Below are 11,618 nucleotides of genomic sequence, written 5' to 3' on the forward strand. Positions count from 1 at the left end.
CTAATACTAAGGATTAAAGAGCAAAGGCCGTTTTTTCCGCGGCGAGCGGTGCTTGCGGCGCGGCGCGGCGCGGTATAGCGCGCTGTGCATGGATCTGCCCCCCTCCCCTCTCGCCCGCCCCTTTCCCGACCTTCCCGAGATCGACGGCGTGACGCTCCGCGCGGCGCGGGCTCGGTACAAGAACTGGGATCGGTCCGATCTGACTTTTGCCGAACTGGCGGAAGGTACCAGCGTTGCCGGAGTTTTCACCAAATCGGCATGCGCTTCGAGCGAGGTCGAGATGGGCCGCGAGCAGGCCAAGCTTGGCAGGGCGCGCGCACTAATCGTCAATGCAGGCAACTCCAATGCCTTTACCGGTATCCGCGGACGTGAGGCGGTGGAGCAGATCATGGCGCAAGTCGCCGACGCGCTGGAGTGCGAGCCGAGCGAGGTGTTCGTCTCTTCCACCGGCGTCATTGGCGTCCCCCTCCCCAAGGGCAAGGCGCGAGACGGAGTGGCCGCAGTTCTTGAGGCTGAACCCTGCAGTTGGGAAGAAGCCGCAGGGGCCATCGGCACCACCGACACATTCTTGAAAGGATCGACCGCTGCGGCGATGCTGGGGGACCAGCGGGTCGAACTTGCCGGAATCATCAAGGGTAGCGGAATGATCGCGCCCGATATGGCGACCATGCTCGGGTATATTTTCACCGATGCTGCGGTGGAGCCGGTATTCCTGCAGGAAATGCTGTCCAAGGCGAATGAGGAAACCTTTTCCTGTATTACCGTCGATGGCGATACTTCGACGAGTGATACGGTACTCGCCTTCGCCACCGGAAAGGCAGGAAATACAGCGCTTTCCTCTTGGGAGGACGCCGGGGCCGACGCTTTCTATGCCGCCTTGCTCGACCTTTGCCGGGATCTCGCGCGGCTCGTGGTTCGCGACGGGGAAGGCGCGCAGAAGTTCATCGAGATCGCCGTGACCGGCGCGGCTAGCGGCGCGAGCGCGCGGCGCGTCGGGCTCGCGATCGCCAACTCACCGCTAGTGAAGACAGCAATCGCTGGCGGAGATGCCAATTGGGGGCGCGTGGTTATGGCAGTCGGAAAGGCGGGCGAGCCCGCCGACCGGGACCGGCTTTCGATCGGCTTCGGCGGCACCTGGGCAGCGAAGGACGGCCAGCCGCTGGCAGATTACGACGAGGTTCCCGTGGCTGCACATCTCGAAGGCCACGAAATCCGCATCGACGTGGACCTGGGGATTGGCGAAGGCCGTGCCACCGTCTGGACCTGCGATCTGACGCACGGATATATCTCGATCAACGCGGACTATCGTTCGTGAGCAAACTCGACGACGAAATCCTTGCGCTGGTGAAGCGTGTGACCGAGCAGGCGATCCTGCCGCGTTTCCGCAATCTTGCGGAGGGGGAAGTCGAGGACAAGGGCGGCGACGACCCCGTCACGATTGCGGACAAGGAATCGGAATCGCTCCTCCGCGAAGGGCTGTCCCGATTGGACGACGCGATCGGTTTTGTGGGCGAGGAAGCGGCCCATGCCAATCCGACTGTTCTCGAGCGGCTCGATTCTGCCTGCTGGATCGTCGACCCGATCGACGGAACGCGCAATTTTGCCAGCGGCAAGCCGCCCTTCGGGATCATCATCGCGCGTGCCGAAGGCGGCTTGGCCCAGTCGGGCTGGATCTACGATTGCCTGTCGGGCCGCTTCTGCGTTGCGCACAGAGGGGAAGGCGCGAGGGTCGACAGCGAGCAAATCGTTTCCCACGGTTCGGGCAGGAACCCGCCCGTCGCGGCCATTTCGCTGGTCTTCATGGAAGAAGCACGCCGGCAGGCCACCCGCCGGCATATCTCGCCGAATTACGAACTGGTCGACATTCCCTACTGCGCCGCCGAGCAATATCCACGGATCGCGCTGGGTGAAAACGATGTCTCGATCTTTGAGCGCACACTTGCCTGGGACCATGCCGCAGGAGCTTTGTGGCTGGAGGAAGCGGGCGGCAAGGTCGCGCGGCCCGATGGCACACCGTACCGGGTTGACGAATGGAATCGCAAGGGCCTGCTCGGCGCCGCTACGCCTGCACTCTGGGACGAACTGGCTGCGCGCTACGCTGAAATGTGACCTTCTTCTGACAGGGCGGCAGAACCGGTGGCCGGGCGAAACTCTTTTCAATAGCCAGCCAGCGTCCTAACCTACGTTGAAATGACACGAAAGGTCATCCCGTGACCCTTGGCGATGCGATGAATCCCGGCACCGGAACTACCGGTGACGAAACTCCGGTGCGCGATCTGCCCGCTGCGCCGGAAGCGGCAGAGGATCGCTATGTAAACAGGGAGCTGAGCTGGCTCAGCTTCAACCGCCGCGTTCTGGCCGAAAGCGAGAATGCCGATTATCCCCTGCTCGAACGGCTGCGCTTCCTTTCCATTTCCGGGAGCAATCTCGACGAATTCACCACGGTGCGTATCGCGGGTCTGGAGGGACAGCTCCAGCGCGGTATCGAGACTACCGGGATCGATGGCCGCAGCCCCCGGCAGCAGCTCGATGCCATTCGCGAACAGGTCCTCGAACTGGAACACCGCCAGCAGGAAAGCCTAGAGATCCTGCGCGGGCTCTTGGCCGAGGCAGGCATCGTCGTTGCGCTGGTCGAAGAGCTTCCCAAGGGGCAGCAGCAATGGCTGGAAGAATATTTCGAGACAGATATCCTCCCCCTGATCACACCGCAGGCGATCGACCCTTCCCACCCCTTTCCCTTCGTTGCCAGCGGCGGCATGGGCGTCCTCTTCCGCCTGAAGCGCGGCAAGCGGAAGGGCGAACTCGTTGAGATGGTCCTGATCCCGAGCGGAGTGCCGCGCTATGTGCGCGTGCCGGGCGAACAGGCGATATATGTCGCGATCGAGCAGCTCGTCACGCGGTTTGCCGACAGGATGTTCCCCGGCTTCAAGATCCTGGGTGACGGAATTTTCCGGGTGCTGCGCGACAGCGATATCGAGGTGGAGGACGAGGCCGAAGACCTGGTCCGTTTCTACCGCACCGCCATACAGCGACGGCGGCGCGGCCGCGCCGTCCTGCTAGAAATGGATGACGAGTGCGATGCGGCGGCCGAGGCGCTCCTGCGCGATCAGTTCGACGTCGATGCAGCCATGATCGTCAAGACAGGCGGCATGCTGGGCCTGCGCGATCTCGACGCGATCTGCGGGGAGCCGCGTCCCGATCTCAAGTTCTCTCCTTTTTCACCGCGCTATCCCGAACGCGTTCTGGCGCATGACGGCGATGTCTTCACCGCGATCCGCGAGAAGGATATGGTCATCCACCACCCATACGAAAGTTTCGAGGTGGTGGTCGATTTCCTGCATCAGGCCGCGGTCGATCCCAATGTCGTGTCGATCAAGCAGACTCTCTACCGCGCGGGCGACCAATCACCCGTGATCGCCGCGCTGGTCGAGGCGGCGCAGAACGGCAAGGCGGTGACGGCGGTGGTCGAACTAAAGGCGCGCTTCGACGAGGAGCGTAACATCCGCTGGGCCAATGAGCTGGAACGCGCAGGCGTGCAGGTTATCTACGGCTTCACCGAGTGGAAGACCCACGCGAAGGTCAGCCTCGTCGTTCGGCGGGAAGAGGATGGCTACCGCACCTATTGCCACTTCGGCACCGGGAACTATCACCCCGTAAACGCCAAGATCTACACCGATCTGAGCTATTTCACCGCCGATCCGGCACTGGGGCGCGATGCCGCCAAGATGTTCAACTTCATCACCGGCTACATCGAACCCGACGACCTGGAGCATCTTGCCATTTCGCCTATCGGTCTGAGCGAGCGGCTATACGATCTGATCGATGTGGAGATTTCCAATGCCAAGGCGGGCAAGCCTTCAGGCATATGGGTCAAGCTGAATTCCATCACCAATCGGGCCATGATCGACAAGCTCTATGAAGCCAGTCAGGCCGGCGTTGAGGTCCGCATGGTGGTCCGGGGCATCTGCTCGCTGCGGGCCGGAATTCCCGGCCTGAGCGAGAACATCAGCGTGAAATCGGTCATCGGCCGCTTTCTGGAGCATGCCCGCACGTGGGCCTTCGCCAATGGCAAGGAACTACCGAGCCGACAGGCCAAGGTTCTTCTCACCAGCGCCGATGCAATGAGCCGCAATCTTGAACGTCGCGTCGAGGTGCTAGTCCCCGTCACGAACAAGACGGTCCACGATCAATTGCTCAAGCAGGTCATGCTGGCAAACATCCTCGATACCGAACAAAGCTGGCGGCTCGATCCGGACGGTCAGTATCGCCGGATGCGCAAGGGCCAAGGCGGCTTCAACTGCCACGAATACTTCATGTCCAATCCTTCCCTGTCGGGGCGCGGATCGGCGCTCGAAAGTCACGACGTACCCCATCTGACCCTGCCGAGGCGTGAAGCGTGAACAAGTCCAAGACCCGCAGCCCCAAGTGGCAGCGCCGCCTGATCCATCCGCCCCGTGCGGTCATCGACATCGGGTCGAACACCGTCCGCCTCGTGATGTACGAAGGGACCGGACGCGCGCCGGAAACGGTCTGGAATGAAAAGGTAGCGGCACGTCTGGGGCGCGATCTTTCCGAGACCGGCCGCATACCTGACGAAGCGAGCGAAGAGGCACTCGCCGCGCTTGGTCGCTACGCATTGCTGATCCGCGATCGCGGTATCGAGGACGTGCAGACCGTCGCGACGGCGGCAGCGCGAGATGCGGACAATGGCAAGGAATTTCTCGCGAAAGTTGCCGAGCTTGGATTGGCACCACGCATGCTCAGCGGCGAGGAAGAGGCCTGCGCGTCCGCCTATGGAGCCATTGGCGCGTTTCCGGGCGCGGAGGGCATCGTGGCCGACCTCGGCGGCGGTAGTCTCGAACTCGTATCCATCGGCAAGGGCGAATGCCACGATGCAGTGAGCCTGCCATTCGGCACTCTGCGGCTGCCCGCGTTCCGCGCAGCCGAGCGTGATCTGACAGGAACTGTCCATGCAAAATTGGACAAGGTCGGCTGGGCGAAAACCCATTCCGGCCCGCTCTATATGATCGGCGGCACTTGGCGGGCTCTTGCCCACTACGCGATGCAGGCGGCCGATTATCCGCTGACCGACCCTCACGGTTTCTGCCTTTCGGTCGACGATGCGAGACGGCATGCGCAGCAATTGTGCAGCGCGGACCCCGCAACGCTCGAAGCCATTTCCGGTATCAGCGAAATGCGTGCTTCCTATCTTCCCGACGCGGCCGCCTTGCTGTTGCCGCTGCTGGACGAATTGCAGCCGACTGAGCTCATTTTCTCCAGTTGGGGAATCAGGGAAGGCCTGCTCTATTCCCGGCTCAGCGAACTCCAGCGTTCGCTCGATCCTCTGCTGTCGGGCGTCCATGCCTTTGCCGAACCGCGCGATGCGCCGGTAACCGATGCGGCGCGGGTTGCGGGCTGGACGGTCGAACTTGCCAACGGCAAGGGTAAACGCAACGAGCGCCTTCGCTTGGCTGCAGCCCAGCTTGCCGCGGCCCTCCAGCGGGTCGAGCCCAATCTTCGCATCAATCACGCAACCGAATGGGCTCTCGACAAGCGGTGGATCGAGTGTGCTGCGCGAGATCGCGCGATGATTTGTGCCGCACTGTTCGCCAGTCTCGGGCGCACCGAGCTTCCGGCCAAATTGCGTGAACTCGCCGGCGACGAGGACCTGCGCGAGGGGTTGACCTGGGGGCTGAGCTTCCGCCTTGCCCGCCGTCTCGGTGCAGGATCGCGCAATTCACTCGGCAACAGCAGGCTGAGGCTGAAGAAAAAGTCGCTCGTGCTATACCTCGACGAAAGTCGTGCCGCGCTGGCCACTTGGCCGCTAACCAACGAACTCGAGATTCTTGCCGAGTGGATGGATCGCAAACCGAAGATCAAGATCGGCGACTATGATTTCGAGGACGAACTCGAAAGCGAGGAGTGACGGTCAGCCCGCGGTGGCCGGGGCGGCTAGCGGGAAGAAGGGAATTCGCACTTCGAACGGTTCACCGTCTTCGCGGTGGAATGTGTAGAAACCTTCCATCGAACCGAACGGCGTATCGAGTGGACAGCCCGACACGTAATCATGGCTGTCGCCCGGTTTTAGGACGGGCTGTTCACCGACCACGCCATCGCCGTCGACGTGCGCGACCATTCCCGCACCGTCGGTAATCCGCCAGTGTCTGGTCATCAGTTGAACCCGTTCATGCGAGGCGTTCTCGATGCGGATATGGTATACCCAGAACCACTTTTCCGCTTCGGGCTGCGATTGTTCGGGCAGGAAGTTCACCGCGACTCGCACGGTGATGCCATCGGTCATGGCGTTATGCTGGAAGAGTTCCTTGATCACCGCTTCAACCTAATGCCTCCAATCCTGCGCGCAAGAGGACTGCATAGCTTATCCGAACGTATTAAAACCGGTTAACCATGCTGCATCAGTGAATCCTAAGAAGCGCGGTCCATACGGCATCGTGGGAAAGGGGACGCGAAATGTTCTTCGCCTTCGTAAACCGGATAATCGCTGATATTGACGGTGAGGGACGCATCGAACTGATGCTCGCCGCACAGGTCGTGCTTGCCGCCATCGCCCTCTAGGGCGCGAGTCGTAAAGCTCAGGGTTTTCCACCGCTCAGGTAGCTTTCGAGCTGAACGAGCCGCTCCTTGCCGAACCACATTTCCTCTCCGACGAAGAACGTCGGTATCCCGAACGCTCCGCGTTCGACGGCGCGGGAAGTGTTCTCGGCCAACCGCTGCTTCACTGTGTCTGTCTGAGTACGTTCGAGCAGGCCCCGTGCGTCGAAACCTCCATTAGTCAATTCATCCCCAACCGCCGCGACATCCGTGCAATCTATGTTTCTTTCCCAGATGGCGGGCAGCAAGGTGTTGACCAAGGATTGCCGATGTATTTCGTCATCCGAAGCAATCAGCAAACGTTGCACGAGGATTGAGTTGAAGGGCAAGGCAGGATGCATGGAGAATTGGCTCAGTCCGTGCCGATCGAGAAAGCGCGTGAACTCAAGCGCGGCATATTCGACTTTGCCCTTAACCCCCGCATCACGAACCATCGGCGGGGAATTGCCGGTAAGTTTATGCATCCCCCCAAGGAACACCGGCGTGACCAAGAGATTTGCGCCAGTGCGCGCCACGATCTCTTGCAGGGGATACCAGGCGAGATACCCGTTAGGGGCAGCGAAATCGAAGATGAATTCGACAGCCTGGGACATCAGAAACTCTCCTTCCACGGCCTGAGGTCGAGTTCGTGTGTCCACGCATCCCGAGGCTGCTTCCACAGCCGCACGTATTCCGCGGCAATATGCGTTGGCGTCAACAGGCTCTCCTCCGCCAGACGATCTTCCCAGTCCGGATAGAGACCCCGGATGAAGTTCCCGTCCACTGCCCCATCGAGCACGACATGGGCGACGTGGATACCTTGCGGCCCAAGCTCGCGCGCCATTGATTGGGCAAGCGCACGAAGCGCATGTTTCGCGCCCGCGAAAGCCGAAAAGCCCGCCGCGCCGCGCAGGCTGGCCGTTGCGCCGGTGAACAAGATGGTGCCGCGCTGCCTTGGCACCATGGCGCGTGCCGCCTCGCGGCCGGCAAGGAAGCCCGAGAAAGCCGCCATTTCCCAAACTTTTCGATATACCTGAGCACTGGTCTCGCGAATGCCGAACTGCACATTCGCACCGATATTGAACACGACCACCTCTAGCGGGCCGATCTCGCTCTCTATTCGCTCGAACAAGGCCAGCGTCTCGTCTTCGTCGCGCGCATCGACGCCGAAACCGTGGGCCGTGCCGCCTTCAGATTTGATCTCTGCCACCAGAGCTTGAAGCTGGTCTTCATGTCGTGCGCGTCGGGTTGCGCACACGGTCAAGCCCTCGCCAGCAAACGCCTTTGCTATAGACGCGCCTAGGCCGTCACCTGCTCCGACAACAAGGGCTACGCTGCTGCTCACAGGCCAGCCGCCTTCAGCGCCCGGTCGAGATCCTCGCGCAGATCTTCGACATCCTCGAGCCCCACGTTGATACGAAGCAAGCCTTCCGTGACGCCCATCTCGGCCCGCGCCTCTTCGGTCATGGCAGCATGGGTCGTGCTGGCGGGATGGCACATCAGGCTTCGCGCATCGCCGATATTATTCGACAGATCGACCAGTTCGAGCGCGTCGAGAAGAGCGAAGGCACGTTCGCGGCTTTCTACGTCGAGCGCGAAGATCGGGCCGGTGGCGGACATTTGCGCCATCGCCAGCGAATGCTGCGGATGGCTGGGCAGGCCGGGATGGAGAATTCGCGGGACGCGCGGCTCGATGAAGCGACCGAGCTCTACCGCGTTCTCGCTCTGCTTCTGCGCCCGCAGGCCGAGGGTTTCGAGCCCTTTGAGGACCACCCAGGCATTGAACGGCGAGATATTCGGTCCGGTGTTGCGCTGGAAGGGCAGCAGGACCTCGTCGATCCATTCCTGAGAACCGCAGACGGCCCCGGCGAGCACCCTGCCCTGACCGTCCATCAGCTTGGTTGCGGAATAAGCCACCACGTCGGCCCCGAAATCCATCGGCCGTTGCAGCGCACTGGTGGCGAAGGCGTTGTCGACAACGCTTATGATGCCGCGTGATTTGGCGAGGCCGCAGACATGCGCCATGTCGACCACATCCAGCGTGGGATTGGCGGGAGTCTCGAAGAAAAATACCTTGGTGTTCGGGCGGATCGCCGCATCCCAGGCATCATTGTCTGCGCTGTCGACCACGGTGGTCTCGATGCCGAAGCGCGGCAGCAACTGGTCGAGCAGCCAGCGACATGAACCGAATGCCGCGCGTGCACCGACCACATGGTCGCCAACGGACAGCTGGCACAGCAGCGCGGTGGTCATGGCGGCCATCCCGCTCGCCTGAGCGCGGCAGGCCTCTGCGCCTTCCATCAGCGCGATCCGTTCCTCCAGCATCGCCACGGTCGGATTCTGAAGCCGCGAATAGGTCATCCCCTCGGCCTCGCCAGCGAAGCGATCAGCGACCGTCTGCGCATCGTCATAGGTATAGCCCGAAGTGAGGAACAGCGCCTCGCTCGTTTCTCCGTGCTCGCTGCGCCAGGTTCCGCCACGTACGGCCTGCGTTGCGGGGCGCCAGTTGCGGGTGATCGAGCGGTCGGTTCCGGTGGTCTTTTTCATGCGCGGCGGGATAGCACGGACCCGGAGCGCGGCAAGCAAAGGCTGTTGTCAGCCTCGATATGCTCGCTTAATCGCTACAGCCGATGAGCCGCGCGCCCGATCAACCGATTGACCCGATCCGGTGGTGCGCCGCGCTGACCCTCGCCTTCTGGGCGCTGGTCCTGTGGAATCTGGCGATTCCCAGCGGGCCATATTTCGACGAGATACATTACTTGCCCGCTGCGCGGGACCTGCTCGACCTTTCGACCTTCTCGAACCGGGAGCACCCCCTGTTCGGCAAGGAGATAATCGCGGTCGGCATGGCGATCTTCGGCGACAATCCCTGGGGCTGGCGTTTTCTTCCCTCGGCGGCGGGTGCATTGGCGCTGTTTGCCATCATGCGAACTGTCTGGTTCGGCACGCTGGACCGGTTTGCAACTATCGCAGCGGGAATATTGGTGGCGAGTGGATTCCACCTGTTCGTCCATTCCCGCATCGCAATGCTCGATATTTTCATGATCGCGGGACTGGCGGTGGCGGCCTGGCAATTTGCAGCGGCAATGCGCGAGCCTGAAACGGGCCGCAGACGCCTGATCGCCACCGGAATTGCCTTGGGCCTGGCCATGGCTTCGAAGTGGAATGCCCTGGTTATCGCGGCGCTGCCGGGTCTCGCCTTCCTCGTGCTGCGCTGGTTTGCCGGTCGTCGCCGTTTGCTGCTGAGCCGGCGCGGCATGCCGGTCCCGGGAATAACATTGGCAGAGGCATCCGTCTGGCTCGGCGTGCTGCCCCTCGCCGTTTATGCAGCGACCTTCCTGCCCGGCTATTTCTACTCGATAAACCCGATGAGCGAGGGGATCGTGGCGCATCACCGATTAATGCTCGATCTGCAAACGCAGGTTCTTCAGCCCCACCCCTACCAATCGACATGGCCGGAGTGGGTGATGAACTGGCGCGCGATCTGGTACCTTTACGAACCCGTGGACGGGGCACAGCGCGGGGTGATCCTTATCGGCAATCCGTTGACCATGCTGCTCGGCCTGCCTGCGCTTCTGTGGTGCATGTGGCAGGGAATTGCAGCCAGAAGGCCGATGCACGCAGCCGCGGCGCTGCTCTATGCAGTCAGCCTCGGCTTCTGGATGGTCGCCGCCAAACCGGTGCAGTTCTATTACCACTATTTCCTGCCAAGCACCGTGATGCTGGTAGGTCTGGCACTGACCCTGAGCGATTTGCGCGAAGCTGGCTGGAGGCGCGTTGCCACCGGCGTGCTCGTGGCAAGCGTACTCCTGTTCGCGTATTTCTACGAAGTGCTGGCGGCAGAGTCTCTCGCGCGGACGAACAGTTTTCTCACCTGGGCCTGGCTGAGCGGCTGGGTATAGGCCGTCAATATCGTCCCCAGACGAAGCGGCTCGATAGCGCGTAGTTCCATACCGATCCGATCACGATCCCGACCAGCGCGGCAAGAAGCGAGTGGAGGCCGCGGGCATAAAGCAGGCTTGCCACAGCTACATTTGCCAGCGCACCGACCGAGCATGCCGCGACGAAACTGGCCCAGCCGCGCAGCATGTCGCGCGCGCTTTCCAGCCGCCGGTCGCGATAGGTCAGGAAGTTGTTGAGCCAGAAATTGAAGGTCATCGCCCCCAGTGTCGCCATGGCCTGGCTCCACGCGAACTGTGCCCCTGCGACTAACAGGCACAGGTAAAGGATGACGAGGTGTACCAGCACCCCCAGAGCCCCGACTGTCCCGAACAGGGCGAACCGGGTGGGAATGATACGCCCGAACGTCTTGTCGTAGAGACCGGCGAGGAAATCGAGCGCGATGGCGCGATCGAGCTTGCTTTCGCCCGCGCGGCGCGGCGCAAAATTCATCGGAAAGTCGCGCACCTCGAGCGGCCGGTCCGACGTCGCCAGCAGATCGAGGAGTATCTTGAACCCGATGCCCGAAAGCTTCGGCACGAGTGCCAGCGCAGTATCCGTCCTCAAGAGGAAATAGCCACTCATCGGATCCGATAGCTCCACGCCGGTCAGCTTCCTTGCCAACCTATTGGCGATGCCCGACAGCTTTTCCCGCTCGGGGCTTGCCCAGTCCTTCGTACTCGCGCCTTCCGCGAAACGGCTTGCGACCGAGACATCGACTTCGCCGGACTTCACCGCCTCCAGCATCGGCGCGAGCAGCGCGGGATCATGCTGGTGGTCCGCATCCATGACGGCAACGAAGGGCGCGGCGGTGGCGCAGAACCCTTCGATGGCGGCGCTTGAAAGACCGCGCCTGCCGATCCGCTGGATCACGCGGATTCGATTGTCGCTGCGCGCAAGACGGCGTGCCTCCTCGGCCGTCCCGTCTGCCGAATTGTCGTCGACGATGAGCACTTCCCAGCCGTGGGCGCCGAGTGCATTTTCGATCCGTTCAACCAACGGAGCAAGGTTGTCCCGCTCGTTCAGGGTGGGAAGGATGATCGCAAGGTCGAGCGCCATGTTCGCGGACTGGCGCGGATCACCCGGGA

Annotated in this window: 10 protein-coding genes; 5 read left to right on the top strand and 5 right to left on the bottom strand. The window is 62.0% G+C overall.

The window, feature by feature from the left end; translation table 11 throughout:
- Positions 1-88: 88 nt before the first annotated feature.
- From argJ to GRI69_RS01225, 4 genes are all read left to right on the top strand, one after another.
- Entirely contained in the window at positions 89-1,315 is a 1,227-nt protein-coding gene (gene argJ, locus GRI69_RS01210; RefSeq protein ID WP_160726500.1) for a bifunctional glutamate N-acetyltransferase/amino-acid acetyltransferase ArgJ, read from the top strand.
- Positions 1,312-2,109, top strand: coding sequence for an inositol monophosphatase family protein (locus tag GRI69_RS01215; RefSeq protein ID WP_160726501.1), 798 nt, complete (start codon positions 1,312-1,314; stop codon positions 2,107-2,109). Before argJ ends, GRI69_RS01215 begins: the two co-directional genes overlap by 4 nt.
- A 119-nt stretch (positions 2,110-2,228) precedes the next feature.
- Positions 2,229-4,400 (top strand): RNA degradosome polyphosphate kinase, encoded by a 2,172-nt coding sequence (locus GRI69_RS01220; protein WP_237452920.1) that lies wholly within the window; start codon positions 2,229-2,231, stop codon positions 4,398-4,400.
- Positions 4,397-5,926 carry a Ppx/GppA phosphatase family protein gene (locus tag GRI69_RS01225; protein WP_337191005.1) on the top strand — a complete coding sequence of 510 codons (1,530 nt, stop codon included), beginning with the start codon at positions 4,397-4,399 and terminating at the stop codon, positions 5,924-5,926. The genes GRI69_RS01220 and GRI69_RS01225 overlap by 4 nt, the downstream gene beginning before the upstream one ends.
- A gap of 3 nt (positions 5,927-5,929) precedes the next feature.
- Here GRI69_RS01225 and apaG read toward each other — a convergent pair whose 3' ends face one another.
- The 4 genes from apaG to GRI69_RS01245 all read right to left on the bottom strand — a co-directional run bounded on the left by apaG (position 5,930) and on the right by GRI69_RS01245 (position 9,138).
- A complete protein-coding gene (gene apaG, locus GRI69_RS01230) occupies positions 5,930-6,328 on the bottom strand; it encodes a Co2+/Mg2+ efflux protein ApaG (RefSeq protein WP_160726998.1) in 399 nt (132 codons plus the stop codon).
- Between the two features lie 265 nt (positions 6,329-6,593).
- Positions 6,594-7,205: a 2-hydroxychromene-2-carboxylate isomerase gene (locus GRI69_RS01235; protein WP_160726502.1), complete on the bottom strand. Its 612-nt coding sequence runs from the start codon at positions 7,203-7,205 to the stop codon at positions 6,594-6,596.
- Positions 7,205-7,936 carry an SDR family NAD(P)-dependent oxidoreductase gene (locus tag GRI69_RS01240; protein ID WP_160726503.1) on the bottom strand — a complete coding sequence of 244 codons (732 nt, stop codon included), beginning with the start codon at positions 7,934-7,936 and terminating at the stop codon, positions 7,205-7,207. Before GRI69_RS01240 ends, GRI69_RS01235 begins: the two co-directional genes overlap by 1 nt.
- The gene (locus tag GRI69_RS01245; protein WP_160726504.1) at positions 7,933-9,138 is read right to left on the bottom strand and encodes a trans-sulfuration enzyme family protein; all 1,206 of its coding nucleotides are present in this window, start codon (positions 9,136-9,138) and stop codon (positions 7,933-7,935) included. Before GRI69_RS01245 ends, GRI69_RS01240 begins: the two co-directional genes overlap by 4 nt.
- 83 nt (positions 9,139-9,221) lie before the next feature.
- Between GRI69_RS01245 and GRI69_RS01250 the strand changes: the two genes are divergently transcribed.
- Positions 9,222-10,493 (top strand): phospholipid carrier-dependent glycosyltransferase, encoded by a 1,272-nt coding sequence (locus GRI69_RS01250; protein ID WP_160726505.1) that lies wholly within the window; start codon positions 9,222-9,224, stop codon positions 10,491-10,493.
- A gap of 4 nt (positions 10,494-10,497) precedes the next feature.
- Here the strand turns inward: GRI69_RS01250 and GRI69_RS01255 are convergent, their stop codons facing one another.
- Positions 10,498-11,589 (bottom strand): glycosyltransferase family 2 protein, encoded by a 1,092-nt coding sequence (locus GRI69_RS01255; RefSeq protein WP_160726506.1) that lies wholly within the window; start codon positions 11,587-11,589, stop codon positions 10,498-10,500.
- Positions 11,590-11,618 lie beyond the last annotated feature (29 nt).

It is taken from the genome of Qipengyuania vulgaris (assembly GCF_009827325.1).
In the GTDB taxonomy this organism is placed as follows: Bacteria; Pseudomonadota; Alphaproteobacteria; order Sphingomonadales; family Sphingomonadaceae; genus Qipengyuania; species Qipengyuania vulgaris.